This is a genomic window from Micromonospora sp. NPDC047756, assembly GCF_055587245.1.
The window spans coordinates 473,440-497,812 of record NZ_JBVJGQ010000001.1; the positions used below are offsets into that span (position 1 = coordinate 473,440).

26 protein-coding genes and 1 tRNA gene are annotated in these 24,373 nt (G+C 71.5%); 13 read left to right on the top strand and 14 right to left on the bottom strand.

What is annotated here, in order from left to right:
• The first annotated feature begins 75 nt into the window (after positions 1-75).
• The 6 genes from ku (at position 76) to ACZ6NZ_RS02230 (ending at position 5,376) form a co-directional block, all read left to right on the top strand.
• Positions 76-1,104, top strand: coding sequence for a non-homologous end joining protein Ku (ku, locus tag ACZ6NZ_RS02205; RefSeq protein WP_465855039.1), 1,029 nt, complete (start codon positions 76-78; stop codon positions 1,102-1,104).
• 73 nt (positions 1,105-1,177) lie between these two features.
• The gene (locus tag ACZ6NZ_RS02210) at positions 1,178-1,816 is read left to right on the top strand and encodes a DUF4241 domain-containing protein (protein WP_465855041.1); all 639 of its coding nucleotides are present in this window, start codon (positions 1,178-1,180) and stop codon (positions 1,814-1,816) included.
• 146 nt (positions 1,817-1,962) lie between these two features.
• A complete protein-coding gene (locus ACZ6NZ_RS02215) occupies positions 1,963-2,634 on the top strand; it encodes an FKBP-type peptidyl-prolyl cis-trans isomerase (protein WP_465855043.1) in 672 nt (223 codons plus the stop codon).
• Between the two features lie 189 nt (positions 2,635-2,823).
• Complete coding sequence (locus ACZ6NZ_RS02220) at positions 2,824-3,651, top strand: SCO6745 family protein (protein WP_465855904.1); 828 nt, start codon at positions 2,824-2,826, stop codon at positions 3,649-3,651.
• 32 nt (positions 3,652-3,683) lie between these two features.
• Complete coding sequence (locus tag ACZ6NZ_RS02225) at positions 3,684-4,337, top strand: HAD family hydrolase (protein ID WP_465855045.1); 654 nt, start codon at positions 3,684-3,686, stop codon at positions 4,335-4,337.
• A gap of 28 nt (positions 4,338-4,365) precedes the next feature.
• Positions 4,366-5,376, top strand: a complete 1,011-nt coding sequence (locus tag ACZ6NZ_RS02230; RefSeq protein ID WP_465855047.1) for an NADPH:quinone reductase — start codon at positions 4,366-4,368, stop codon at positions 5,374-5,376.
• A 183-nt stretch (positions 5,377-5,559) separates the two neighbouring features.
• On the opposite strand, the gene ACZ6NZ_RS02235 is transcribed toward ACZ6NZ_RS02230, so the two are convergent.
• Positions 5,560-7,209, bottom strand: coding sequence for a fatty acid--CoA ligase (locus ACZ6NZ_RS02235; RefSeq protein WP_465855049.1), 1,650 nt, complete (start codon positions 7,207-7,209; stop codon positions 5,560-5,562).
• Positions 7,210-7,266: 57 nt separating this feature from the next.
• On the opposite strand from ACZ6NZ_RS02235, the gene ACZ6NZ_RS02240 reads away from it, so the two are divergent.
• Positions 7,267-7,758 carry an NUDIX domain-containing protein gene (locus tag ACZ6NZ_RS02240; protein ID WP_465855051.1) on the top strand — a complete coding sequence of 164 codons (492 nt, stop codon included), beginning with the start codon at positions 7,267-7,269 and terminating at the stop codon, positions 7,756-7,758.
• Positions 7,759-7,773: 15 nt separating this feature from the next.
• On the opposite strand, the gene ACZ6NZ_RS02245 is transcribed toward ACZ6NZ_RS02240, so the two are convergent.
• A complete protein-coding gene (locus tag ACZ6NZ_RS02245) occupies positions 7,774-8,808 on the bottom strand; it encodes an aldo/keto reductase (RefSeq protein ID WP_465855053.1) in 1,035 nt (344 codons plus the stop codon).
• A gap of 125 nt (positions 8,809-8,933) precedes the next feature.
• On the opposite strand from ACZ6NZ_RS02245, the gene ACZ6NZ_RS02250 reads away from it, so the two are divergent.
• The gene (locus ACZ6NZ_RS02250) at positions 8,934-9,566 is read left to right on the top strand and encodes a TetR/AcrR family transcriptional regulator (protein ID WP_465855055.1); all 633 of its coding nucleotides are present in this window, start codon (positions 8,934-8,936) and stop codon (positions 9,564-9,566) included.
• Positions 9,567-9,634: 68 nt separating this feature from the next.
• Here the strand turns inward: ACZ6NZ_RS02250 and ACZ6NZ_RS02255 are convergent, their stop codons facing one another.
• Both ACZ6NZ_RS02255 and ACZ6NZ_RS02260 read right to left on the bottom strand, forming a co-directional pair.
• Positions 9,635-11,311, bottom strand: a complete 1,677-nt coding sequence (locus ACZ6NZ_RS02255) for an MDR family MFS transporter (RefSeq protein ID WP_465855057.1) — start codon at positions 11,309-11,311, stop codon at positions 9,635-9,637.
• 136 nt (positions 11,312-11,447) lie between these two features.
• A complete protein-coding gene (locus ACZ6NZ_RS02260) occupies positions 11,448-11,990 on the bottom strand; it encodes a type 1 glutamine amidotransferase domain-containing protein (protein WP_465855059.1) in 543 nt (180 codons plus the stop codon).
• A 181-nt stretch (positions 11,991-12,171) separates the two neighbouring features.
• On the opposite strand from ACZ6NZ_RS02260, the gene rfaE2 reads away from it, so the two are divergent.
• Together rfaE2 and ACZ6NZ_RS02270 are read left to right on the top strand one after the other, a co-directional pair.
• Positions 12,172-14,007 (top strand): D-glycero-beta-D-manno-heptose 1-phosphate adenylyltransferase, encoded by a 1,836-nt coding sequence (rfaE2, locus tag ACZ6NZ_RS02265; RefSeq protein WP_465855061.1) that lies wholly within the window; start codon positions 12,172-12,174, stop codon positions 14,005-14,007.
• Positions 14,004-14,882: a glycosyltransferase family 2 protein gene (locus ACZ6NZ_RS02270; protein WP_465855063.1), complete on the top strand. Its 879-nt coding sequence runs from the start codon at positions 14,004-14,006 to the stop codon at positions 14,880-14,882. The genes rfaE2 and ACZ6NZ_RS02270 overlap by 4 nt, the downstream gene beginning before the upstream one ends.
• A gap of 1 nt (position 14,883) precedes the next feature.
• On the opposite strand, the gene ACZ6NZ_RS02275 is transcribed toward ACZ6NZ_RS02270, so the two are convergent.
• The 3 genes from ACZ6NZ_RS02275 to ACZ6NZ_RS02285 are packed head-to-tail and all read right to left on the bottom strand — an operon-like array spanning position 14,884 to position 17,053.
• On the bottom strand, positions 14,884-15,990 hold the full coding sequence (locus ACZ6NZ_RS02275; protein ID WP_465855065.1) for a glycosyltransferase family 9 protein: 1,107 nt from the start codon (positions 15,988-15,990) through the stop codon (positions 14,884-14,886).
• An 8-nt stretch (positions 15,991-15,998) separates the two neighbouring features.
• Positions 15,999-16,550 (bottom strand): Hsp20/alpha crystallin family protein, encoded by a 552-nt coding sequence (locus ACZ6NZ_RS02280; protein WP_465855067.1) that lies wholly within the window; start codon positions 16,548-16,550, stop codon positions 15,999-16,001.
• Entirely contained in the window at positions 16,550-17,053 is a 504-nt protein-coding gene (locus tag ACZ6NZ_RS02285) for a DUF2231 domain-containing protein (RefSeq protein ID WP_366605741.1), read from the bottom strand. Before ACZ6NZ_RS02285 ends, ACZ6NZ_RS02280 begins: the two co-directional genes overlap by 1 nt.
• A gap of 166 nt (positions 17,054-17,219) precedes the next feature.
• Here ACZ6NZ_RS02285 and ACZ6NZ_RS02290 point away from each other — a divergent pair, with 166 nt between their 5' ends.
• On the top strand, positions 17,220-17,837 hold the full coding sequence (locus ACZ6NZ_RS02290) for a pyridoxamine 5'-phosphate oxidase family protein (protein WP_465855069.1): 618 nt from the start codon (positions 17,220-17,222) through the stop codon (positions 17,835-17,837).
• 26 nt (positions 17,838-17,863) lie between these two features.
• On the opposite strand, the gene ACZ6NZ_RS02295 is transcribed toward ACZ6NZ_RS02290, so the two are convergent.
• Positions 17,864-18,424 (bottom strand): DUF4240 domain-containing protein, encoded by a 561-nt coding sequence (locus ACZ6NZ_RS02295; RefSeq protein ID WP_465855071.1) that lies wholly within the window; start codon positions 18,422-18,424, stop codon positions 17,864-17,866.
• 31 nt (positions 18,425-18,455) lie between these two features.
• Entirely contained in the window at positions 18,456-18,860 is a 405-nt protein-coding gene (locus ACZ6NZ_RS02300; protein ID WP_366605745.1) for a VOC family protein, read from the bottom strand.
• 51 nt (positions 18,861-18,911) lie between these two features.
• Between ACZ6NZ_RS02300 and ACZ6NZ_RS02305 the strand changes: the two genes are divergently transcribed.
• The gene (locus ACZ6NZ_RS02305; RefSeq protein ID WP_465855073.1) at positions 18,912-19,556 is read left to right on the top strand and encodes a class I SAM-dependent DNA methyltransferase; all 645 of its coding nucleotides are present in this window, start codon (positions 18,912-18,914) and stop codon (positions 19,554-19,556) included.
• A gap of 100 nt (positions 19,557-19,656) precedes the next feature.
• Here the strand turns inward: ACZ6NZ_RS02305 and ACZ6NZ_RS02310 are convergent.
• Positions 19,657-19,730, bottom strand: a tRNA-Thr gene (locus ACZ6NZ_RS02310).
• Between the two features lie 12 nt (positions 19,731-19,742).
• On the opposite strand from ACZ6NZ_RS02310, the gene ACZ6NZ_RS02315 reads away from it, so the two are divergent.
• Positions 19,743-21,623: a metallophosphoesterase family protein gene (locus ACZ6NZ_RS02315; protein ID WP_465855075.1), complete on the top strand. Its 1,881-nt coding sequence runs from the start codon at positions 19,743-19,745 to the stop codon at positions 21,621-21,623.
• A gap of 165 nt (positions 21,624-21,788) precedes the next feature.
• Here ACZ6NZ_RS02315 and ACZ6NZ_RS02320 read toward each other — a convergent pair whose 3' ends face one another.
• The 4 genes from ACZ6NZ_RS02320 to ACZ6NZ_RS02335 form a co-directional block, all read right to left on the bottom strand.
• On the bottom strand, positions 21,789-22,625 hold the full coding sequence (locus ACZ6NZ_RS02320) for a PSP1 domain-containing protein (RefSeq protein ID WP_366605750.1): 837 nt from the start codon (positions 22,623-22,625) through the stop codon (positions 21,789-21,791).
• A 377-nt stretch (positions 22,626-23,002) separates the two neighbouring features.
• Positions 23,003-23,683: a hypothetical protein gene (locus tag ACZ6NZ_RS02325; RefSeq protein WP_465855078.1), complete on the bottom strand. Its 681-nt coding sequence runs from the start codon at positions 23,681-23,683 to the stop codon at positions 23,003-23,005.
• Positions 23,683-23,988 carry a hypothetical protein gene (locus ACZ6NZ_RS02330; protein ID WP_366605753.1) on the bottom strand — a complete coding sequence of 102 codons (306 nt, stop codon included), beginning with the start codon at positions 23,986-23,988 and terminating at the stop codon, positions 23,683-23,685. Before ACZ6NZ_RS02330 ends, ACZ6NZ_RS02325 begins: the two co-directional genes overlap by 1 nt.
• 1 nt (position 23,989) lies before the next feature.
• Positions 23,990-24,319, bottom strand: a complete 330-nt coding sequence (locus ACZ6NZ_RS02335; protein ID WP_053659404.1) for a YbaB/EbfC family nucleoid-associated protein — start codon at positions 24,317-24,319, stop codon at positions 23,990-23,992.
• Positions 24,320-24,373: the final 54 nt, after the last annotated feature.

Genomic DNA, 24,373 nt, shown 5'->3' on the forward strand with positions numbered 1-24,373 from the left:
TAGTAGCGGCCCGAACACCTCGCGTCCGGTTCCAACGGATGCGAGCATGGTCGATACCGGGGAAGGGAGCGCAGGATGCGTGCAATCTGGAAGGGAGCCGTGTCGTTCGGGCTCGTCTCGATCGGGGTGAGGCTCTACTCCGCGACCGAGGAGAAGGACATTCGGTTCCACCAGGTGCACCGCGAGGACGGCGGCCGGATCCGCTACAAGCGCACCTGCTCGGTCTGCGGCGAAGAGGTCACCTACGACGACATCGCCAAGGGCTACGACATCGGCGGCGGCGAGATGGTGATCCTCACCGACGAGGACTTCGCCGACCTGCCGCTGACCAGCTCCCGCGCCATCGACGTGCTGGAGTTCGTGCCGGCCGAGCAGGTCGACCCGATCCTCTACAACAAGGCGTACTTCCTCGAACCCGAGGGCGCCGCGACCAAGCCGTACGTGCTGCTGCGCGACGCGCTCATCGACTCGGAGCGGGTGGCCATCGTCAAGGTGGCGCTGCGCCAGCGGGAGCAACTGGCCACGCTGCGGGTCCGCGAGGGCGTGCTGCTGCTCAACACCATGCTCTGGCCGGACGAGATCCGTACCCCGGACTTCGGTTTCCTCGACGAGGACCTCAAGGTGCGCCCCCCGGAGCTGGCCATGGCCAGCTCGCTGATCGACTCGATGACCGGCGAGTTCGAGCCGGACGTCTTCACCGACGACTACCGGGCCGCGTTGCAGGAGGTCATCGACGCCAAGGTGGAGGGTCGGGAGGTCGTCCAGCCGGAGGAGGTCGAGGAGGCCCCGGCCGCGGCGGTGGACCTGATGGCGGCGTTGAAGGCCTCGGTGGAGCGGGCCAAGGCGGCTCGCGGCGAGCAGCCCGCCGGCGGGGGTGGTGGCGCGGGTGAGCCGACGCCCATCTCGTCGGCCCGGTCGGCGCAGAAGGCAGCCGAGAAGAAGGCGACCAAGGCGCCCGCGAAGAAGACCGCGGCGAAGAAGACGGCCGAGAAGAAGGCGGCGGAGCCGGCGAAGAAGACCGCCACCAAGAAGACCGCCGCGAAGAAGGCGGAGCCGGCGAAGAAGACCGCCGCCCGCAAGACCGCACCCCGCAAGAGCGCCTGACCGTACGGCAGCGGCGACGGTGTCCGCCTCGCCGGGTACGCTCCGCCGGCCGCTGGCGACCGGAGGAGCCCCCATGCCGTACACCCCTGATCTGGACCGGTTACTGACGCCCGGCGCCCGCTTCACCGACCAGCACGGCGGATACCTGATCGAGGCGCACCCGGTGGGCGACATCGTGTTGCCGACCGGCCGCGTGGTCGGGTGTGACCCGCTGGTGTGCCCGGAGGCGGAGCCGTTCACCGTGACAGTGCCGCCGGGACGGCATCCCGCGCGTGCCTGGGTGGCGGTGGTGCTCCGGGAGGACGCCGAAGTGGACCGGCGGGTCGCCGCGCTGGAGCTGGTCGTCTCAGCCGAGCCGACGATCCGCTGGGAGCCGGCCGTCGCGGGTGACCAGGACGTCGCCACGCTCGGCGCGGACGACTACTTCGGCTACGGGGTGGACGCCGGTGTCGGCACCCTCGCCGACCCGACCGCGCTCGCCGTTCTGGAGGGCTGGGACGAGGACCGGGTCGAGGAGGTCTTCATCCCGAACGAGCTGCCCTCGTCCCCGGTGCCGGGGCTCATCACCGCCGTGTTGGACGAGGCCAGTGGGGCGAACGTCGTCATCGTGACGAGCGGTTGGGGTGACGGCTGCTACGGCACCTGGATCGGCCGCGCCGCCGACGGGCGGGTCACCTCGTTCGTGACCGACTTCATGGTCGTCCCGGAATAACCGCCCGGGAAAGAACCGGAACTGTCGCGCTGGGCGATCCGAGGCGTCCGCGGCGGGCACGGTGGGCCGCTGTGCGGGTACCGTGTGCGTCGGCTTTCCCCCCGGCACCGGGTGCCGGCCACACTTCGCAGCAGGGAGTCGACGACGTGAGCGAGCGGACGCAGCAGACGGGCCCGGACCAGAGCCCGGCAACCAAGTCGGGGCGCCGCCTGGCCGCCCAGTTGGCTGAGAAGAAGGCCGCCGACCGGAGGCGGAAGATCAACGCCGGGCTCAGTAGCCTCGCCGCCCTCGCCGTGGCCGCGACGCTGATCGGCGTCTTCGTGTGGATCGGCGGCGGCGACGACAAGCCCAACAACCAGGCCGACGCCACCCCGTCCGCCTCCGCCCCGGCTCCCGACGAGGCCGGCGCGCCCCCCGCTCCCCAGCTGCCCGAGGGCGCCGACCCGGCGCTGGGCACCAAGCCGACGCTGACGCCGGGCACGGGTGACCTCAAGAAGCTCGCGGTCACCCCGCTGATCAAGGGCACCGGCCCGGCCGTGCAGAAGGGCCAGAACATCACCACCAACTACGTGGGGGTGTTCTTCAAGGACGGCAAGGAGTTCGACTCCTCCTGGGAGCGCGGGCAGCCGGCCACCTTCCCGATCGGCGTCGGCCAGGTCATCCCCGGCTGGGACCAGGGTCTGGTTGGCGTGACCGTGGGCAGCCGGGTGCAGCTCGACATCCCGGGCGAGCTGGCGTACGGCAACGACGAGGCCGCCGCCGGTGGCCGTCCGACCGGTCCGCTGCGCTTCGTGGTGGACGTGCTCGCCGCCCAGTGACCTGTCCGGATCGTCCCGGTTGTCGCCGGGACGGGATGGAGTTGTTCACATGGGGCTTCCGGCCCGTCACCCAGCGGCAGTAGGTTCGGCGTCACCCCGGGCGGTTCGTCGCCCGGGGTGGCCATCCGGAACCGCGACGCGGAGGTGCGTGTGACTGCGCTGGACGAGCCTGGGCGGACCGCCCGGTCGATGTGGGCGTACTTCGAGCCGGTTCACGCTGTCACGTACCTCCACCCCCGGGCGCGTGCCGCGTACGAGGCGGTCGGGTTGCGCGGCTACTGGCGCGGTTACTTCGCCGGCCGCGCCGCGCCGCTGGGAGCCGCCGAGGCAGCCCCGGTGATCGCCGCCTTCTTCAATTTCGCGCCACCGATGGTGACCCGCGCACTGCCCGCGGTGTGGCGGTTGGCCACTCCCCAGGAGGCGCTGCGTGCCCGCCTGACCGGTGCGGTGCAGGCGCTCGCCGAGCTGACCTACGAGCTGCCCGAGTCGCACCTGGTGGAGGCCGCCGACCTGTTGGAACGGGCCGCATCGGCGGCGCAGACCGCCGGCCGGGTGCTCGGCGCGGCGAACGCGGCCCTCCCGGCCGGTGAGTACCCGTTGGCGCGGCTCTGGCAGGCCGCCACCACGCTGCGCGAGCACCGGGGGGACGGGCACGTGGCGGCGCTGGTGGCCGCCGGCCTGGACCCGGTGGAGACGCTGACCGCGCGGGTCGCGCTGGACGGTTCGCCACCGCAGTACCTGCTGGGCCGGGGCTGGTCCGAGGAGCAGTGGAAGGCCGCCCGCGAGCGGCTCACCGAGCGGGGTTGGCTGACCGGTGACGGCGAGGCCACCGACCTCGCCCGCGCCGAGTTCCAGGCCATCGAGGACGCCACCGACCTGGCCGCCGCGCACCCGTGGCAGGCGCTCGGCGTCGACGACACGGACCGGCTCCGGGAGCTGCTGGAGCCGATCGCCCGGTCCGGCCACACCCTGCTCCCCGAGGGCAGTCCGCTCGGTCTGCCCGCGTTGCCCGGCTGACCGGGCACCCGCCGGTCGGGCAGGATGGGGCCGTGACTGATGCGGTGGTCTTCGACCTGGACGGCGTGATCGTGGATTCCGAGCCGGTGTGGGAGGAGGTCCGCCGGGCGTACGTGGCGGCGCACGGCGGGACGTGGCAGCCCGACACGCAACGCCGACTGATGGGGATGAGCACCGGCGAGTGGGCGCACTACCTCAGCGCAGAGCTGGGCGTCGACCGCACCGCCGAGCAGGTCGCCGTCGAGGTGGTCGAGGAGATGGCCCGACGCTACCGGGACCACGTACCCCTGATCGACGGCGCCGACCAGGTCGTTCGCGGGCTGGCCGCGCGGTGGCCGCTCGGGTTGGCCAGTTCGTCGCCGACCCGGCTGATCGAGGCGGCGCTGGCGGCGACCGACCTGACCGACGCGTTCGGCGCGACCCTCTCCACCGAGCGGACGGAGCGGGGCAAGCCCGCACCGGACGTGTACCTGAGCGTGGCGCAGCGCCTCGGCGTCGACCCGACCCGGTGTGTGGCGGTGGAGGACTCGTCCAACGGTGTGCGTTCCGCCGCGGCGGCGGGGATGCGGGTGGTGGCGGTGCCGCACGGCTCGTACCCTCTCGATCCGGACGCCGCCGCGCTGGCCGTGGTGACGCTGGACGCGATCGGTGAGCTGACCCCGGAGCTGGTGGACGAGCTGGGTTGACCCGGGTCGAGCCGGGTAGAGACCACGGATGAAGGCCATCGTGTACGAGCGCAACGGCGACCCTTCGGTGCTCCACCTGGTCGACCGCCCGGTGCCCGAGCCGGGCGCGGGCGAGGTCCTGGTGCGGATGGCGGTCTCCGGGGTGAACCCGACCGACTGGAAGTCTCGCCGCAACGGCCCGCCGAACGGGTGGCAGATCCCCGGGCAGGACGGTGCGGGGTTGGTCGAGGCGGTCGGCGACGGGGTCGACCCCGACCTGATCGGCGAGCGGGTGTGGGTCTGGGAGGCCGCCTGGCAGCGCCAGTGGGGCACGACGGCGGAGTACACGCTGGTGCCGGTCCGGCAGGCGGTACGCCTCGGTGCCGCTCCGTTCGAGCTGGGCGCGGCCCTCGGCATTCCGTTCCTCACCGCACACCGCTGTCTGACCGCTGGCGAGTTCATGCCGGACACGCTGCGGGCGGGTGCGTTGGCGGATCACACGGTGCTGGTGCAGGGCGGCGCGGGGGCGGTCGGTAACGCCGCGATCCAGCTCGCCCGGTGGGCCGACGCGACTGTGATCGCCACTGTGAGCAGCGCGGAGAAGGCCCAGCTCGCCGCCGCAGCCGGCGCAAGCTTCGTGATCAACTATCGGGAGCAGGACGTGGTCGAGGAGGTCCACAAGATCGCTCCCGACGGGGTCCACACGATCGTGGAGGTCGCCCCCGCCCGCAACGCCTCGGTCGATGCACAGGTGTTGCGGCATGGCGGCGCGGTCTGCATGTACGCCGACAGCGGCGGGGACGAGGTGAGCATCCCGATCCGGGCGATGATGGCGCCGAACGCCCGCTGGCAGTTCGTCCTGGTCTACACCGAGCCGAAGGCGGCCAAGGCGCAGGGCGTGAAGGACGTGGCGGCGGCGGCCAGCCAGGGTGGCATCCGGGTCGGCGCGGACGCCGGCCTGCCGTTGCACTACTACCCGTTGGCGGAGGCGGCCGCCGCGCACCAGGCGGTGGAGGACGCGACGGTGGGCAAGGTGCTCATCACCACCAGCGACGCCTGATCGGGTCGCCGACCACCCGATTTTTCCGTCAGCAGGACAGAAGCGAATAAGTTTCGCAACAATGACGGTGCGGGTAACCCCGCGTGGAGCGGGCGGCCCCGGCGCGGTGCGAACGCCGGGGCCGCCCCTGGGGAGGGTTCAGGAGTACTCCCGCCCCAACAGGCGACAGTGCCGGGGAAAACGTTACGGGGCTGTCAGCTCCCGGACAGTCAGCTCACCCTCGGCGTACCGCGAACGGACGACCTTCTTGTCGAACTTGCCGACGCTGGTCTTCGGCACCGTGTCGATGAACGCCCAGCGCTCGGGCAACTGCCAGCGCGCCACCGACCCGGCCAGGAATTCCCGCAACTCCTCGGCGGTCACCGAAGCGCCCTCCCGGAGCACGACGGTGGCCAGCGGACGTTCGTCCCACCGCTCGTCCGGCACCCCCACCACGCACGCCTCCAGCACCGCCGGGTGGGCCATCAGCGCGTTCTCCAACTCCACCGACGAGATCCACTCGCCGCCGGACTTGATCACGTCCTTGGCGCGGTCGGTCAGGTTGATGTACCCGTCCGGCGAGAGGGTGCCCACGTCGCCGGTCCGCAGCCAGCCGTCGCGGAACTTCTCCTCGTCCGGGGCGTCGTCACCGACGTACCGGGCGGTCACCCACGGCCCGCGGACCTCCAGCTCGCCCACGGCCGTGCCGTCGGCGGGCATCGGGTCACCCGACGGGCCGACGATGCGCGCCTGCACGCCCGCCGGCACCCGCCCCTGCGTGTAGCGGTAGCGCCAGGCATCGTCACCGGTCGCACCGGCGGGCGGACGCGAGACCGACCCCAGCGGGGACATCTCGGTCATCCCCCAGGCGTGGATGACGTCGATAGCGTGCCGTTCGTCGAACGCGTGCATCAGCGCCGGTGGGCACGCCGAGCCGCCGACGATCACCTCACCGAGCGAGGAGGTGTCCACGTCGTGAGTGTCCAGGTAGGCCAGCAGGTCGGTCCAGATGGTCGGCACCGCGCCGGCCAGGGTGGGCCGCTCGGCGGCGATCATCTCGGCGATCGGCGCGGCCTGGAGGAACCGGTCCGGCATGATCAACGATGCGCCGGAGAGGAAGGCCGCGTAGGGCAGGCCCCACGACATGGCGTGGAACATCGGCACGATGGCCAACTCGCGGTCGGTCGGCCCGAGGCCGAAACCCTCCGGCATGCAGACCTGCAACGAGTGCAGGTAGATCGACCGGTGCGAGTAGGCCACACCCTTGGGGTTGCCGGTGGTTCCGGAGGTGTAGCAGAGCGCGGCGGCGTCGCGCTCGTCCACCTCGGGCCAGTCGTAGGTGTCCGGACGGTCGGCGAGCAACGCGTCCCAGTGGTGCACCGTGATCCGGTCGCCGGCAGCCTCCACCAGTGGCGCCGGGTCGCCACCGCCGACCACCACGACGTGCCGCACGGTGGTCAGCTCACCGATCACCCGGGCCAGCAGCGGGATGAGCGTGCTGTCGACGAGGACCACCCGGTCCTCGGCGTGGTTGGCGATGTAGACGACCTGGTCGGGGAAGAGCCGGATGTTGAGCGTGTGCAGCACCGCACCCATGCTCGGCACCGCGAAGTAGGCAACCAGGTGCTCGTTGTTGTTCCACATGAAGGTCGCGACCCGCTCGTCGCCGGTCACCCCACACTCGTCGCGCAGCGCGTGTGCCAGCCGGGCGGCGGCCCGGCCCACCTCGGCGTACGTCATCCGGCGGGGCTCGGCGCCCGTCCAGGTGACCACCTCGGCCGTGCCGTGCACCCCTGCGCCGTGGTCGAGGATCCGGGAGATCTGCAGAGGGGCGTCCATCATCGTGCTACGCATGGGTAACAAGCTAGTGTCGGCGGTCACACGTTGGGAACCCCCGGTAAGTTGTCGCAGGTGAGCATCTCGTGGGCCGACTCGTACGTGGGGCAGTTGCGGGCGATCGCCGGCGACCGGACGCTGATGTTCGTCGGTGCCCGTGCCGTGGTCAACGACGACGCCGGCCGCGTTCTGCTGATCAAACGCTCGGACAACGGCCAGTGGGCCATGCCGGCCGGCGCGATGGAGCTGGGCGAGTCGATCGCCGACTGCGCGGTACGCGAGGTCCGTGAGGAGACCGGCCTGCGCGCGCTGCGGGTCTGCGCGTTCGCCCTCTACACCGGCCCGGACCGAACGAGCACCAACATGTACGGGCACACGTACCAGGTATTCACCACCGCGTTCAAGGTGGAGGAGTGGGACGGGCAGTTGGCTCGGGTCACCGACGAGACCACCGACGCCGGCTTCTTCGCCCGCGACCGGTTTCCCGCCCCCCTCTCCACCTCGGTCATCGAAACCCTTGCCGACCTGGACGTCTTCGATCAGACGAACCGGCTCATCCTCAAGTAGGTCGGCCGGGCCGCGTTACTGCGGGTAGCGCATCCCGGCGAAGAAACCCTCCTGGATCCAGTTCGGGTACGCGACCGGCAGCTTGGTGGCCTCGTCCAGCTCGGTGAGGTCCTGCTCGGTCAGCGTGAGATCCGAGGCGGCGATGTTGTCGACCAACTGCTCGTGCTTGCGGGCACCGACGATCACGCTGGTCACGGCCGGGCGGGACAGCAGCCAGGCGACCGCCACCCGGGCCGGGCTCACCTCGTGCCGCTCGGCGACGCCCTTGAGCACGTCGACCACTGCGAAGGCGTGCTCGGGGTCGAACGGGGTGAAGCTGGCGTAACCGGGCTGGGCGCTCCGCGCGCCACTGTCGGCGACGGCACCGTCCCGGCTGACCTTGCCGGAGAGGAAACCGCCAGCGAGTGGGCTCCAGACGGTCAGCCCGACACCCTCGTTGAGCGCCATCGGCACCACGTCGCGCTCCACGTCCCGGCCCAGCAGCGAGTAGTACTCCTGCACCGAGACGAACCCTGCCAACTTCTCCCGGGCGGAGATGCCCAGCGCCTTGGAGATCTGCCAGGCGGCGAAGTTGGCGGCGCCGATGTAGCGCACCTTGCCCTGCCGGACCGCGTCGTCGAGCGCGCGCAGCATCTCCTCCATGGGAGTGATCTGGTCGAAGTTGTGGATCTGGTACAGATCGATGTGATCGGTGCCCAGTCGGCGCAGGCTGTCCTCCAGGTTCTGCATGATGTGCAGCCGGGAGGTGCCGACGTCGTTCGGGCCGGGGCCCGTCCGGGAGTGCACCTTCGTCGCCAGTACGACGTCGCGACGCCGCTTGCCGAGGGCCTTGCCGAGCAGTTCCTCGCTCTCGCCGTCGCTGTAGCCGTCGGCGGTGTCGACGAAGTTGACGCCTGCGTCCAGGGCGGTGTCCACCATGCGCTGGGCCTCGGGCAGCGCCAGCCCGCCCAGGGTGCCGTAGATCGGGTGCCCGCTGCCGCCGAAGGTCATCGCGCCGAGCGAGATCTCCGAGACGTACACCCCGGTGGTGCCCAGCAGTCGGTACTTCACGTGTGTCGCTCCTCGTGGTGGGTCGGAGGCCGAGGTCAGGCACTCCGTGGTCACTATGTCGGACACTGTGTCCGGCAATGAGCGTACGTCGCCCACCCGACCCCCGGCCACCTAGGATTCCGGCTATGCCCTCGATCACCCGCCGCCGCCCGCGCAACCCCGACGGACGCGCGGCCGTCGAAGCGCGGGTGCTCGCGGCCACCGAACGACTCCTGAAGGAGGGGATCCGCTTCACCGACCTCGGCGTGCAGCGGATCGCCGCCGAGGCCGGCGTGGCGCGGTCGACCTTCTACACCCACTTCCGGGACAAGACCGAACTGCTCATGCGCCTCGCCGGCACCATGCGGGAAAGCTCGTTCGACCGCACCGGCGAATGGGACCCGGGCGGCTCCGGCGACCTGCTCGCACGGCTCACCGAGGCCTTCGCCGACGTGATCCGGATCTATCGGACGTACGCCCCGGTGCTGGCCGCGGTCAGCGAGGTCGCCGCGTACGACGAGGTGGTCCGGGAGTACTGGGCGGCCGGGCTGGAACAGTTCGTGACCCGCACCGTCGACCTGCTCCGGATCGAGCAGCAGGCCGGGCGTACCCCCGCCGACCTGGACGTGACGACGGCCAGCCGGCTGATCGTGCTCGGCGGTGACCGCTTCCTCGCCGACCACGTCAGCACGACCTCGGCCGACCCCGAGACCGACGCGGCAGCCGCCCGGGAGTTGGCCGCGACCTGGTGGTACGGCGCGTACCGCCGCCCCGCCTGATCCATCACCGACGCCCCGGCGGACGCCGGCAGCCCCGGCGCGATCCGGGGCGACCGGTGTCGGGACGATCAGATCATCGTCTGGGACTTGGCCTCCATGTCGGCGGCGGCCTCCTCCTTCGACTCGCGGGTCAACGGCTTGCCACCCGGAGCCGGGGCCTCCCCGCCCAGCGGGTCCGCGCCACCGGTGGCACCCTGCGGGCCGGCACCCCGCAGCTGGGTGTTGGGCAGCATCAGGGTGACCAGCACCGCCACGATCGCGATCAGGCCGGCGGTCAGGAAGACCATGTCCAGCGCGTCGACGAAGGCGCCCTGGATTGCCGCGCGTACCGGCCCCGGCAGGGCCAGGATCGTGGCTGGGTCGTTGATCGAGATGTTGGCACCGCCGCTCGCCGCGACCGCGGCCTGCTCCTGCGGCGGGAGCTGCGCGATCGCGCCGGGCAACCGGTCGGCGAGCCCACCGGTCAGCCGGGACGAGAGCACAGTGCCGAGGATCGCCACCCCGAACGAACCACCCAGCGACCGGAAGAAGGTCGCCGAGGAGGTGCCGGCGCCCAGGTCGCGTACCGACACCGCGTTCTGCACCGCCAGGATCAGCGACTGCATGCACAGGCCCAGCCCGACGCCGATCACCACCATGAAGCCGAACGCCACCCAGAGCGAGGTGGCCACCTCCAACTGGGTGAAGAGGAACATACCGGCCAGGAGGGTCACCGAACCGGCCACCGGGAACCACTTGTACCGGCCGATCCGGGTCATCGCGCGGCCGGTCAGGATCGAGGTGATGATGATGCCGGCCATCATCGGCAGCATCAGCAGACCGCTCCGGGTCGGCGAGGCGCCCTTCACGATCTGCAGGTACAGCGGAATGAAGATGATCGAACCGAACATCACCAGACCGATGATGAGCAGCGCCGAGTTGGCCAACGCGAAGGTGGCGCTCCGGAACAGCCGCAGCGGCAGGATCGGCTCGGCCACCCGGGCCTCCTGGAGGACGAAGAGCACCCCCAGCACCGCACCGACCACGAAGAGCGTAATGATCACGCCAGAGCCCCAGGCGTACTCGTTGCCGCCCCAGCTCAGCGCGAGCAGCAGGGAACTCACCCCGGCCACCAGCAGGCCGGCACCGAGCCAGTCGATCGAGTGGTCCCGACGTTCGAACGGGATCAGCCGCATCACGTGGTAGCAGACGACGATCGCCAGGATCGCCAGCGGCACGTTGATGTAGAAGATCCACCGCCAGTCGGTCTCCGCGAAGTAACCGCCCACCAGCGGCCCGGCGACCGACGAGATCCCGAAGACCGCGCCGAACAGGCCCTGGTACTTACCACGTTCCCGGGGTGACACCACGTCCGAGATGATGGTGAACGCGAGCGTCAGCAGACCACCGGCACCGAGACCCTGGATACCTCGGGTGACGATCAGCTGGGTCATGTTCTGCGACAGTCCGGCCAGCAGCGACCCGACCAGGAACGTGCCGATCGAGAAGAGGAAGACCGGCCGACGCCCGTACAGGTCGGCCATCTTGCCGTAGAGCGGCGTCGACGCAGTCGAGGCGAGCAGGTACGCGGTGACCACCCAGGAGTAGTGGTTGATCCCGCCCAGCTCGCCCACGATGGTCGGCAGCGCCGTACCGACGATGGTCTGGTCGAGGGCGGCCAGCAACATGCCGGTCATCAGGCCCAACATGAGCAGCCGGATCTGCTGACGGTTCAGCATCGGCGCACCCGAGGCTTCGGTGGTCATGTGCCCGTCTATCCCGCAACCAACAAACCATGCGCCACCCCACCAAAAAACCCGCCAGCGTTGATCATGAAGTTATTGCCACGACACGCCGCGCGAGGTGGCAATAACTTCATGGTCAACAGGGGTTCAGGGGGACCTAGGGGGTTGTGAAGGTTTTGGTGATCGTTGCGCAGAAGGCGGGGAGGTCGTCGGGGTTGCGGCTGCTGGTCAGGTTGCCGTCGGTGACGCACTCCTCGTCCACCCAGGTGGCTCCCGCGTTGGTCAGGTCGGTACGCAGGGTGGGCCAGGAGGTGATCCGGCGGCCCCGCACCACGTCCGCCTCGATCAGCGTCCACGGGCCGTGACAGATCACCCCGACCGGCTTGCCCGCGTCGAAGAACGCCTTCACGAACCGCACCGCGTCCGGGTCGCCCCGCAGGAAGTCCGGGTTCGCCACGCCTCCGGGCAGCACCAACGCGTCGTAGCCGGCGGGGTCGGCCTTGTCGACGGTCACGTCCACGTCGTACGTCTTGGAGTGGTCCAGGTGGTTGAAGGACTGGATGGAGCCGGGCTTCAGCGAGACCAACTCGGCCGTCGCGCCGGCGGCCTCGACCGCCTCGCGTGGCTGGACGTACTCGACCTCCTCGACGCCGTCGGCGGCCAGGAAGGCGACCCGCTTGCCCTGCAATGTCGCTGCCATCTCGGTACATCTCCTTTCCGGGGGTACCTCAATCCCCTTCCCGCCCTCGAACGCCCGAAACAGGTCGCACCGGTGTCGGACCGGCTCGGACCGGTCAGACACCGCCGAAGACCCCCTGACCAGCGGCGGGACCGGTCGGCGCGCAGGTTTGTCCGCCAGGCCGCTGGGGACCCGGGGAGGCATGGCAGGAGCAGCAGCGGAGCAGCGCCGGCTCGCCACCGTCGTGGAGAGCTGGCTCGGACGCCCAGTCCTGATCGTCGGTGACGCCATGTTGGACGAATGGCGGTTCGCCGACTCCGACCGGCTGTGCCGGGAGGCGCCCGCCCCGGTCCTCACCCTGCGTCGGCGGATCTCCGCCGCCGGTGGGGCCGCGAACACCGCCGTCAACGTCGCCGCCCTCGGCGGCCGGGCGGTGCTGGTGGCGCCGGTCGGTGCCGACGTCGCCGGGGACGAACTGCACGACTGCCTGGACCGCGCGAGCGTCTGGGACCGCACCGTCAACCAACCCGGGCGGCCCACCCCGGTCAAGCGGCGGATGTTGGCCGGCAACCAGATCCTGCTGCGTGAGGACTCCGGCGACCCGGAGGACGCGCTGGACCACGACGGGGTGAGCCGGCTGCTCACCGCCCTGAGCTGCGCCACCGAAGAGCTGCGCGCCGCCGCCGGTGGGGAGGCCCCGACCCTGGTGGTCTGCGACTACGGCCTGGGCGCGCTGCCCGCGCCGGTCCGCGCGTGGCTGGTCGAGAACCGCCAGCGGTACGCCACAGTCGCGCTGGACGCCCACGACCTGGCCGACTGGCGGGGTCTCGCGCCGACAGTGGTCACGCCCAGCTTCGCCGAGGCCACCCGACTGTTGGCCCGCGCGGGCGGTACGACCCGACCGACCGGCGGGACCGAACTGCACCTGGAACACCCGGACGCCGACCCCGCCGACGGGCCCTCCGAGATGACGGCCGGCGCGGCCCCGGGGGCGGTACGCGTCGACGACACCGACGCCGAGCTGATCCGGGCCGACCGCCCGGGACCGGTCGGCGAGCCCACCCCGGGCGAGGGACGGGTCGCCCTGACCGGCGACGGGCTCAGCGTCACCGGCACCGGCGTCACAGTGAACACCCGGGCTGGCGAGGGCGTCGACCGGGCCGTCCTGGCCAAGTCGCGGCTGGCCGAACTGCGTGCGCACACCGGTGCCGACGTGGTCGCGGTGACCCTGGACACCGAGGGCGCGGTGGTCGGCGGTGCCGACGGGGAGCCACGCCGCAGCCACAGCACTCCGGTGCCGGCAAGCCACGCCGTGGGCGCCGGCGACGCGTACCTGGCGGCGATGACGTTGGCCCTGGCCGCCGACGCGCCCCTGCCCACCGCCGCCCAACTCGCCCAACTCGCGGCCACCATCACCGTCTCGGACACCGGCACCTGTGTGTGCCGACGCGACGACCTGCTGGCCGCCCTGGAGCAGCCGACCGACACCGCGGGCCACCCCGCGCTGGTCAGCGGCGACGAGTTGGACACGATCGTCGCCGGGTACCGCGAGGCGGGACGGTCGGTGGTCTTCACCAACGGCTGCTTCGACGTGCTGCATCGCGGGCATGTGCGCTACCTGGAGCAGGCCCGCGCGTTGGGCGACCTGCTCATCGTGGCGGTCAACTCGGACGGCAGCGTTCGTCGGCTGAAGGGCCCGGACCGGCCGGTCAACCCGGTCGAGGACCGGGGTGCCCTGCTGGCCGCGCTGGCCTGCGTGGACCACGTGGTGGTCTTCGAGGAGGACTCACCGGCGGCGCTGATCGAGGCGGTCCGACCGGACGTGTACGTCAAGGGCGGCGACTATCCGCCGGAGCTGGTGCCGGAGGCGCCGCTGGTGCGCCGCCTCGGCGGCCAGGTGCGCACCCTGGGGTACGTGCCGGACCGGTCCACCTCCGCGATCATCGAGCGGATCCGGTCGCACAGCCAGGACCCGTCGCCACGCCTCGACGACCGAAAGCCCGACCCGTCGCTGCGCACCCGCACCCAGGCGTCGTGAACCGCCCCCTCGACGTCGGCACCCCGGAGGAGTTCCGCGCCGACCGGCTGGTCGACGTGCTGATTCCGACCCGGAACCGGCCCGCCGAACTGGCCGTCACCCTGGGCGGGCTCGCGGCCCAGGACGGGGTGCCCGGTTTCGGCGTGGTCGTCAGCGATCAGTCCGACGGGGATCCGGCGTACGCGCATCCCGCCGCGGCCACAATGGTCCGGGCGCTGCGCCACCGGGGTCACCCGGTGCTGCTGACCCGCCGGCTACCCCGACGGGGGTTGGCCGAACACCGGGCCTACCTGCTGGCCGCCTCGGCCGCCCGGTACGTCCTCAGCCTCGACGACGACATCTGGCTGGAACCGGGTGCGCTGCACCGACTGGTCACCGCGATCGGTGAGCTGGGCTGCGGTTTCGTCGGCAACGGCGTACACGGGCTCTCCTACACCGACGACGTGCGGCCGGAATCGCACGGCCACTACGAGGAGTGGGTCGGGCCGCCCACACCGGAGCGCATCCGGCCCGACACCCCGCAGTGGAACCGGGCCCGGATCCACTCGGCTGCGAACCTGCTGCACATCACCGAGCAGTTGGCGCTGCCGCCGGGCACGTGGCGGGCATACAAGGTCTCCTGGATCGGCGGGTGCGTGCTCTACGACCGGGCCAAGCTCGTCGACGCCGGCGGCTTCGACTTCTGGCGTCGGGTGCAGGAGAAGCACCAGGGCGAGGACGTGGCGGCGCAGCTCGCCGTGATGTCCCGCTACGGCGGCGCGGGCATCCTGCCCAGCGGCGCCTACCACCTGGAGTCCCCCACCACCGTCACCGACCGGGACGTGGAGGCGTGGGAGGTCGTCCTCGCCGAGGAGGACACCCCACAGCCGGCCTGAACTACCGGGTGAGCAACTCCCGGGCGGCTTCCAGCACCTCGATCACCGGTACGTCGGTCACGAACGAGTCCCGATGCGGGCAGTCACCGTCGCCGGGTCGGTGCGGATAGATGCCCGGCGTGCAGTCGACCCCGCAGACCGGGCAGTGCACCGTCCACGAGCTGATCGGGCGGTGCCGGCCCCGCAGCGGGCTGGCCCCGTTGATCAGGTTGCCGACCCAGAAGATGCCCACCGTTGGCGTGCCCACCGCGGCGGCCAGGTGCAGCGGGCCGGTGTCGTTCGAGACGACCAAAGCGCAGTCGGCGTAGCAGCCCACCAGCCCACCCAGGCTGAGCGTGCCCACCTGTGGGCGCACCGGCACCTGCGCCGCGGCGACGACCCGGTCCACCACCTCCTGCTCGGAGGGCGTGCCGGTGACCAGCACCTCGTAGCCGTCCTCGTGCAGCGCACCGGCCACCTCGGCGAAGCGCTCGGCGGGCCAGCGGCGGCGGGTGTCGGTGGCACCCGGATGCAACGCCACCCGGGGACGGCTCGCCGGGCCGAGCACCTGGGCGGCCTCGGCCCGGTCGGCGTCGGTCACCGCCAGCGTCGGCGTGATGGTGGTGGCCGGCGCTCCCGCCAGCGCCACGACCTCCAGGTAGCGGATCACCTCGTGCTGGTAGTAGACGTAGCGCAGCCACCGGTCCAGCGGCGGCGCGTCGTCGGCGCGCAGGCCGACGGTCAACCGGGCACCGAGCCGGCTGATCAGCGGGTTGGAGTTGGCCCCCCCGCCGTGGATCTGCACCGCCAGGTCGAATTCCATCGCGGCGGCAGCGGCCACGAAGTCGTCGCCCGACGATTCCGGCTCGCCCGGCTCCGGCGTACGGATGCCGGGTGCCGGCGGCACCACCAGCACCCGGTCCACCGGGCCGGGCCGGTCACGCCAGAGCTTCGCGTGCCACGGCGCCCCGAGCAGCACGATCTCCGCCGAGGGGTACGCGCCGCGCAAGGCGTCCAGCGCCGGCAGGGCGAAGATGAAGTCACCGAGCGCGTTGGCGCGCAGCACGGCGATCCGCCGTACGTCGGGAAGGCGCTCGGCGGTCGGGCCGAGCACGGACGGGGTGGCCACCCGACCCGCTACGGCCGGTCGATCTCGCCGGCGGTGTCCGGGCGGTGCAACTCCCGGTCCGCGGCGGGATCGGCTGGCATCGGCGTACCCCTGGAGAGGTCGCCGGAGCGCGGCCCGGTGCGGCCGACGGTAATGGTGCGCGGCGCGGGCCGCGTCGCCCGTGGCAGCCGCACCCGCAGCAGGCCGTGGTCCATCACCGCGTCGATGGTGTCCGGGTCGACCCGCGCCGGCAGGTTGACCCGGTATTCGAAGCCGCGCGTCTCGAAGCCGCCCGGGATGCCGTGGTCGGCGTTGACCTCCGCCTCCGAGCGGGCCCGCACGCACAACTCGCGGTCGTCCAACTCGACGGCCACCTCCTCCGGCGCCACCCCGGGCAAGCGGACGACGACCTCCCAGCCGTCCGAGGTTTCGGTCAACTCGACGTCGGACGCCCCGCCGCGACCACCGACCAGGCGGCTCAACTCGGAGCGCAGCGACTGCAACTCCCCCATCGGGTCCCAGCCCTGCTGCCGGTTGCCCCGCCACCCCCGGCCGAAGCCGCCGAACTGCTGCTCGCTCATCACACCTCTCCGATCCGCTGGGCGGCCGTCGGCGGCCGTAGTGAGCTGGGCGCGTCCAGGCCGGCGTCACTGTCGACGCCCACACCGAGCCGGTCGACCAGCTCGCCACCGAGCCAGGCGCTGATGCCGAGAATCGCCAACGCGACCAGCTCGATGGCGATCAGCGCCCCGCCGGCGGCCCGGGAGTCCGCGTTGAGCCGCACCGCCCACACGGCGGCGAAGAGCAGGATCACCGCGACGTTGGCGCCGGCGTGCAGCAGACCCACCCGCTTGGCGCGGGTGCCGCTCGGTATCGCCAGCAGGTCGAACGAGCCGGCCGCCGCGGCGAGCAGGCCGCCGATCAGGCCGACGGTGATGTTCCAGTACGCGACCTCGCCGAGGAAGTCGGGACCGCCGACGGTGTCCACCAGGTCGAACAGCACCGCCGTGGCCAGCAGCGCGACCGGGAACATCACCAGCATCGGATGGACTGGGTGCCCCAGCACCTTGAGTCGGCTCTCCATCTCCCGGCCTCCACTGGTCGGCGTCCTGCGGAACGGTCCACGTCGGCGAGCGCGTCGGGTGAGGCCGTACCCCCAGCAACCCGGCACAAACCTCGCGCTGGTCACGGCGGCCTAGGCTGACGACGGTGGTGCCCACCACCGGGTCAACGGCTGAGGGAGGATCAACGTGACGGTGGAGATCACCTCGCACGAGGAGTTGCGCGAGTTGCTCGGTGAGCCGAGCGCGCGGGCGGCCAACAAGGACCGCGCCCGCCTGCACGAACGGGACCGCGAGTGGCTCGGTGCCTCGCCGTTCTGTCTGATGGCCACGGCCGGCGCGGACGGCAGCTGCGACGTCTCGCCCAAGGGCGACCCGGCCGGGTTCGCGCTGGTTCTGGACGAGACGACGATCGCGTTGCCCGAGCGACCCGGCAACAAGCGGGCCGACGGCTACCGCAACATCCTCGACAACCCGCACATCGGGTTGCTCTTCCTGATCCCCGGGCGGACCGACACGCTGCGCATCAACGGGCGGGCCCGACTGGTCAGCGACGCGCCCTGGTTCGACGACATGGTGGTCAAGGGGCACCGGCCGGTGCTCGCCGTGGTGGTGGAGATAGAGCAGATCTTCTACCACTGCGCGAAGGCGTTCCTGCGGTCCGCACTGTGGCGGCCGGAGACCTGGGCGCCCGAGGCACTGCCGTCGCGGGCACGCCTGATCAAGGAGGTCGAGGCTCCGACGGAGAGCCTCGACGATCTGGAACGGCACTACGGCCCGGAGTACGCCACCAAGATCTACGTCTGATCCCGCAGCACGACCCGGGCCTCCGATCAGGCCGACCAGCCGGCCGGGTTGCCGAACGACTCCCGGGAGATTCCCGAGCCGGTCTCCGGCCATGAACCGAACCGGTCGTTGTGCAGGTGCGCGAAGAGGTAACACATGCCTTCACAGTCGGCGTCCGGCAGCGCCATCGCGGGGTCGGCGCGGACCGCCTCGTAGTAGGCCCGCCCCAGGGCCACTATGAAACCTCGGGCGTAGAGGAAGCCGTCGTCCGACCCGTCGGTCACCTCGTGGATCTCCTCCCGGTCGATGTCGTGCAGCTTGCGCTCCACCACCCGGTCGAGATCCGTCAACTCCTGCCCGGTCAGCTCGACGGTCAACTGCCCGAGCCGGTCCAGGAAGGCATCGAGCCAGGCGTCGATCGCGTAGGACGGGCCGTCATCGTCGTCGCCGTCGCCGTCGTCATCAGCGGGGTCGCGCTCGACGATGGCCCGGCGCAGCGCCAGTGGCTCCTCGCCCAGCCCGGCCCAGGCGGCCTCGATGAGTGCCCACAGCCGGGCCTCGTCGGCAGGGGTGGGCAGCGTTCCAGGGGCATCGGTGGTCACGGTCACGGCAAGACCGTAACCACGACCACCGACGCTTTCAGGACTCCGCGACGGAGACCATCCACAAGTGACCGTCCGGGTCGGCGAAGACGCCCGCGTACCCCCAGGGGTAGTCGGACGTCTCGCTGATGACCTCGGCGCCGGCAGCGCGGGCCCGCTCGACGACCGCGTCCGCGTCGACAAGCGAGTCGACGGTGAGGCTCAGCAGACACTCGCTCTGCCCCCTCGGGGCGACCTCGTGCCGGCCGATCACCCAACCGAAGCCGCCGGTCGGGACGAGCATCAGGCGCAGCCCGTCATTGACCACGAACTGCAACGGTTCCGGGAGGCCGTCGTCGGCCAACTCGCCCACGGCTTCGAGGCCGAGGCCGTCGCGGTAGAACCGGTAGGAGGTGGGACGGTCGGCGATGGGCAGACTCACGATCACGGGTGCGGGAGTCATGGGTGGACGCCTCCAAGGTGCCGGTCGTGTCGCTGAACTAACGTTGGCGTCGTGACGGTAGACGGCTGGCTGTCTGATACTCGCACCTCCTACGACACGGTGGCAGTCAGCTACGCACGCCTGGTGCGCGACCTCCTCGCGCAAGCACCGCACGAACGAGCCGCTCTGGCCTCGTTCGCGCAGCTGGTGCTGGCCGCCGGCGGTGGGCCGGTCGCGGACGTGGGCTGCGGAACGGGGCGCATCACCGCCCACCTGCACACGCTCGGCGTGGACGCCTTCGGGATCGACCTCTCGCCCGGAATGATCGACGTGGCCCGTCGTGACCACAGTGAGCTGAGGTTCGAGGTCGGTTCGATGACCGACCTGGACCTGGCCGACGGCTCGGTCGCCGGCCTGGTCGCCTGGTACTCCCTCATCCACATCCCCGACGACCAGATCGACGTCGTGTTCGCCCACTTCCGGCGGGTGATACGCCCCGGCGGCCCGCTGCTGCTCGGCTTCCACGTGGGCGACGAAACGACCCTCAAGACCGAGGGGTACGGCGGGCACCCGATGAACGTGCGTGTCCACCGTCGGCAGCCGGCCCAGGTGGCGGCCTGGCTACGCCAGAGCGGCTTCACGATCGACTCGCAGACCACCGTCACCTCGGCGGAGAGCCGGCTCGGCGGCATCATCGTCGGACGACGGGAGCCCTGATCGGCACCCGCTCCGTGGCCGGAACCCGGAAGCAGCGGCGACCGTGACGGACCTTGGGAAACGGCAGAAGCCCAGGCCAATGACCTGGGCTTCTGTACCGAGCCGCCTGACGGAATCGAACCGTCGACCTACGCATTACGAGTGCGTCGCTCTAGCCGACTGAGCTAAGGCGGCAACGATCAGCAAGTGTACGGCACCCCGCCGCCACCGACCGAACGGGATACCCCCGTCGCGCCGCCCAGCACCAACCGGACATCGGCTGCCATCTGGACGATTACCAGACAGCGGATGATCGGGTCCGGGACTACGCTGCGGCGGGTGAGCGACGAACGCGACCACCCCGAGGACGAGCCCGCCGAACACCCTGACCGTCCGCCGGCCGGTGAACGCGTCGCGCACCGGCCGCGCAGCACCGATCCGCTGGAGTTGGGCTTCACGCCGCGCAAGCCGGTGCCGTGGCTGGCACCGTTTCTGTTGATCAGCACCGGCATCCGGACGCTGCTGGCGGTGCTCTTCGGGGCGTACCTCGACAAGCGCGAGTTGCAGAACGCGTTCGGCGACGACGTCTTCCGCCAGGTCGGGCCGGACGGCGGGCTGTGGCTCGACTACGTGGCCGACCTCGGCGACGGCTTCAACGCCACGTATTCGGTGGCGTACCTGCTGGCGCAGCCCGAGCTGACCGTCGACGGGCACCGCCTGCCCCGGGCGCAGACGCTGGTGATGGGCGGCGACCAGGTGTATCCGTCGGCGGCCTACGCCGCGTACGAGGACCGGTGCAAGGGCCCCTACCAGGCAGCCCTTCCGGTGGCGCCGGCAGAGAAGCCGACGCTCTTCGCGGTGCCCGGCAACCACGACTGGTACGACGGCCTCACCGCGTTCCTCCGGTTGTTCGTCCGCTCCCGGGACCGCAACTTCGCGGGCTGGGGCACCGGGCAGTCCCGGTCGTACTTCGCCGTGGAGTTGCCGGCCGACTGGTGGTTGCTCGGCGTCGACGACCAGTCCGGCTCGTACCTGGACGACCCGCAGTTGGTCTACTTCGACGAGGTGGCCCGCCGGCTCGGGCCGGAGTCCAAGGTGATCATCGCAGCGCCGGCACCGACCTGGGTCAAGGCCGTCGACGACCCCACCGCGCACGACTCGATCGACTACTTCATCCGCACGATCATCGACCCGACCGGGGCGCGGGTGCGGCTGTTGCTCTCGGGCGACCTGCACCACTACGCCCGCTACTCGGGGGGCGACCGGCAGCTGATCACCTGCGGCGGGGGCGGCGCGTACCTCTACCCCACGCACAAGCTGCCGGAGCGCATCGAGGTGCCGCCGCGGGACACGCTGGCCCGCAAGGCCAGCACCGCTCAGCCGTACGACCTGGTGGCCCGTTACCCGGACGCCGCGCGGTCGCGCCGCTACGGCTGGGGCATCTTCCCCAGGTTGCCGTTCCGTAATCCCGGCTTCACCACGTTGCTCGGCACCCTGCACACCCTGCTGATGCTGGCCATGGCCGGTGCGACGGCGAACTGGGCCGACAGCACCGACCAGCGGCTGTTCAGCGTCCCGCTGGTGGTGATGGTGCTGGTGACGGTGATCGCGGCGGCCCTGTTCGCCAAGCCGCCGAGCGCGAGCGGCAAACGCCATGCGAGGCACTGGATCCTCGGTGTCGGCCACGGCGTGGCGCAGGTGGCCCTGGCGGCGGGCGGCACCTGGGTCTGGTTGGCGCTGCCGTTCTACGGCTGGCCGTGGCCGCTGCCGGCGGTCGCCGCGGCGGTGCTCTACGGCCCGGTGATCGGTCTGGTCGCCAGCCAACTGGTGGCGGCGTACCTGCTGGTGGCGGGCTCGTTCGGCGTGAACGTCAACGAACTCTTCGCCGGCCAGGGCATCGAGGACTCGAAGTCTTTCCTGCGACTGCGCATCGACCCGGACGGCACGTTGACCATCTACCCGCTCGGGGTGGACCGGGTCTCCCGCGACTGGCAGGTGAACCCCGACCAGTCCCCCACCCAAAGCTGGCTGACCCCCAAATCCCCCCTGACCCCCCGCCTGACCGAACCCCCCACAGTCCTGCGCTGACCAACCCACCCCAACCCCACACCGCCCCACCCGCGTTGACCATGAAGTTATTGCCCCGACACGCCGCGCTAGGTGGCAATAACTTCATGATCAACGGGGCGGAAGGGGGGCGGTGCGCGGGAGGGGGGGCGGTGCGCGGGAGGGGGGGTGGGGGGTGGGTGGGGGTTAGGGGGTGTATTGCTGGTTGTGGGCTTGGCGGGAGCCGCAGACGTCGGCGCGGGAGCACATGGAGCGCGAGCCGTCGGCGTCCAGGCGTACGGTCACCGCGTCACGGGGGACGCTGTGACCGACGACCCGGCCGTCACCCTCGGGGGTGGAGACCCGACTGCCGACCGCCGGGGCGGTCTCCTGAAAGCGCTGGTACAGCGGGTGCTCGTACTTTAGGCAGCACATCAGCCGCCCGCACGCGCCGGAGATGCGCAGCGGGTTGAGCGGCAGGTCCTGGTCCTTCGCCATCCGGATGGTCACCGGCTCGAAGTCGGTGAGGAACGTGGCGCAGCACAGGTCCCGACCGCAGGAGCCGATGCCGCCCTGCACCCGCGCGGAGTCGCGGGCGGAGAGCTGACGCAGCTCCACCCGACAGTGCAGGGTCGCCCCCAGGTCGCGGACGAGGGACCGGAAGTCCACCCGGTGCGGGGCGGTGAAGTAGACGGTGCTGCGCTCACCGCTCTCGGCAGAGCCGAGCACATGGTCGACCGCCACCACCTTCATCGGCAGGCCGTGCGAGCGGATCAGCCGTTTCGCGGCCACCTTGGCCTCGGCCTTGCGCCGACGCAACGCCTCGTCCCGGCGGAGGTCGTCGTCGCCGGCCAACCCAACCAGGCGGGGGAAACCGTCGGTCTCCTCGGTCACCCACTGCGCGGCCCATACGCACTCCGCCACCTCGGGCCCGTCATCGGTGGGCACCAGCACCCGGTCGCCCACCTGCGGGCGCAACTCGCCCGGGTCGAGGTAGTAGAGCCGCCCGTACCGGTTGAAGCTGACCGCGCAGAGCATGCCCATCCCCCCACCCTACGACGGGTCACGGCGCAAGGCGCACCGGCCGGCTACGCCCCGCTGCCATTCATGACCGTCGACTCGACCTATTGCCTGGCGTCCCGTCGTGCCGTTGCTGCTCGCCCGGACGGTTGAATCCGGGGCCGGGCAGGAGACAAGACGTGCCTCGGCGGCGTTGAGTGGAGGCAGACCTGCGGGGGGTGCAGGGGGAAGACCACGGCGTCGCCGTGAGCGCCGGCTTCAGGGCAGGCGCCCGCGAGCGACGCCGTGGCCTGTCCGAGGCAGAACGACCTCGATCAGAGGTCGAGAGGCAGGGCGACGCAGCCACGCCCGGAAGACCGGAAGGCGGGGCGACTCGACCACGGTCGGAGGGCCGGGCTCGGCTACCAGCCGACCCGGGTGGGCTGGTCGTAGTGGGGACGCCCGTCCGTTGGCGGACGCCACGCGGTCTCGGCCAGGCTCGGCGCCCACTGACGCAGCAGCGTCTCCGCACCGTCGTACGCGACGCAGAGCACCGCCAGCACCCGTGCGGCGATCTCGGCGGCATCGGCCACGCCGGGCCCGACCGGGCCGGGGCGGGTCGACGCACCGGTGGCGGTGGCGGCGACCACGGCGACCGCTTCGGCCGAGCGGAGCACGTCGGCCAACGTGCGGGCCAGCGCGAGTCGGCTGCCCTCCACCCAGTCGGCGAGGGCGTCGGCGTAACCGGCGGTGGATTCGAGTCTCCCGACCAGGCTGTCCGGCCCCTCGTCGAGGTGACGCAGCAGCGCCGCCCGCTGTTGCCCGTACGCCGTGGCGGCCGGACCGGACCAGAGCACCGGGTCGGTGAGCGCGGCGGAGACGTCGTCGTACCCCCGGACGAGCCGGCGCACCGCGTGGCCGGCGCTGGCGAGCGGCACGGGGTGCAGGTCGAGGAAGCCGCGGACCGCGTCGCCCGGCAGCACCTGCATGCGGCGCAGCAGCGGCCAGACCCGGTGCCCCTCGGGGACACCGGCCGCGATCAGCCTATCCACCCGGCGGAGCAGGTCGAGGCCGGGCTCGGCGAGCCGGTCCAGCGCGTCCATCACGGTTCCCCGGTGAGCCGGCGGCGGGCCGCCCGGTCGACCTCGGCGTAGCGGTCGGCGGCCTCCCGCACGGCAGCCGCGGCGGCGGCCAGTCGACCGGCCGCGGTGCGGGCCTCCCGGGCCCGGTCGTCCGTGGCGGTGGTCCACTGCCGGTGCAGCGCCCGACCGATCTCGCCCGGACGGCCCGGCGCGTCGGCGCCGAACGCGGCCTGGGCCGGATCGCTGGCGGTGACGGTGTGCGAGACGACGGTTAGCGTGGCGCTCGCCTCGTCCAGTCGGGCGGAGAGCGCGCGCAGTGTGTCCATCTCAGGCCCCCGCGAGCGGTCGGTAGGCGGCGAACGTCTCGTTGTGCAGCTTTTCGCGGGCCCATTCGGCGGCGTCGGCCGCCGCGGTGACCGCGGCCTGCACGGAACCGGCGACGTCGCGCGGGCTGCGGCTGTGCAGCGGCCCGAGGAACCGGACGTCGGTGATCCGTCCACCGGCGGTGACCACCACCTCGACCAGGCCGTCCGGCGAGCGGACGGTCACTTCGACGGTCGACACCGCCTGGTCGAACTCGGCCTGGAGGGACTCGATCCGGCGGTAGCGCCGCACCGCCTCCTCGATCCAGGCCTCGTCGATCTCCCCCCGCGGCATCGGCCGACTCCTCCCGGGTGATTCATCACTCAGTGTGGTGCCACCGTCACCACG

Coding starts and splice junctions, on each gene's coding strand:
- rfaE2 (WP_465855061.1), top strand. CDS start 12,172: ATGGCAGGAGCAGCAGCGGAGCAGCGCCGGCTCGCCACCGTCGTGGAG.
- ACZ6NZ_RS02250 (WP_465855055.1), top strand. CDS start 8,934: ATGCCCTCGATCACCCGCCGCCGCCCGCGCAACCCCGACGGACGCGCG.
- ACZ6NZ_RS02260 (WP_465855059.1), bottom strand. CDS start 11,990: ATGGCAGCGACATTGCAGGGCAAGCGGGTCGCCTTCCTGGCCGCCGAC.
- ACZ6NZ_RS02255 (WP_465855057.1), bottom strand. CDS start 11,311: ATGACCACCGAAGCCTCGGGTGCGCCGATGCTGAACCGTCAGCAGATC.
- ACZ6NZ_RS02330 (WP_366605753.1), bottom strand. CDS start 23,988: ATGGACACACTGCGCGCGCTCTCCGCCCGACTGGACGAGGCGAGCGCC.
- ACZ6NZ_RS02300 (WP_366605745.1), bottom strand. CDS start 18,860: ATGACTCCCGCACCCGTGATCGTGAGTCTGCCCATCGCCGACCGTCCC.
- ku (WP_465855039.1), top strand. CDS start 76: ATGCGTGCAATCTGGAAGGGAGCCGTGTCGTTCGGGCTCGTCTCGATC.
- ACZ6NZ_RS02335 (WP_053659404.1), bottom strand. CDS start 24,319: ATGCCGCGGGGGGAGATCGACGAGGCCTGGATCGAGGAGGCGGTGCGG.
- ACZ6NZ_RS02325 (WP_465855078.1), bottom strand. CDS start 23,683: ATGGACGCGCTGGACCGGCTCGCCGAGCCCGGCCTCGACCTGCTCCGC.
- ACZ6NZ_RS02280 (WP_465855067.1), bottom strand. CDS start 16,550: ATGAGCGAGCAGCAGTTCGGCGGCTTCGGCCGGGGGTGGCGGGGCAAC.
- ACZ6NZ_RS02320 (WP_366605750.1), bottom strand. CDS start 22,625: ATGGGCATGCTCTGCGCGGTCAGCTTCAACCGGTACGGGCGGCTCTAC.
- ACZ6NZ_RS02230 (WP_465855047.1), top strand. CDS start 4,366: ATGAAGGCCATCGTGTACGAGCGCAACGGCGACCCTTCGGTGCTCCAC.
- ACZ6NZ_RS02210 (WP_465855041.1), top strand. CDS start 1,178: ATGCCGTACACCCCTGATCTGGACCGGTTACTGACGCCCGGCGCCCGC.
- ACZ6NZ_RS02220 (WP_465855904.1), top strand. CDS start 2,824: ATGTGGGCGTACTTCGAGCCGGTTCACGCTGTCACGTACCTCCACCCC.
- ACZ6NZ_RS02235 (WP_465855049.1), bottom strand. CDS start 7,209: ATGCGTAGCACGATGATGGACGCCCCTCTGCAGATCTCCCGGATCCTC.
- ACZ6NZ_RS02285 (WP_366605741.1), bottom strand. CDS start 17,053: ATGGAGAGCCGACTCAAGGTGCTGGGGCACCCAGTCCATCCGATGCTG.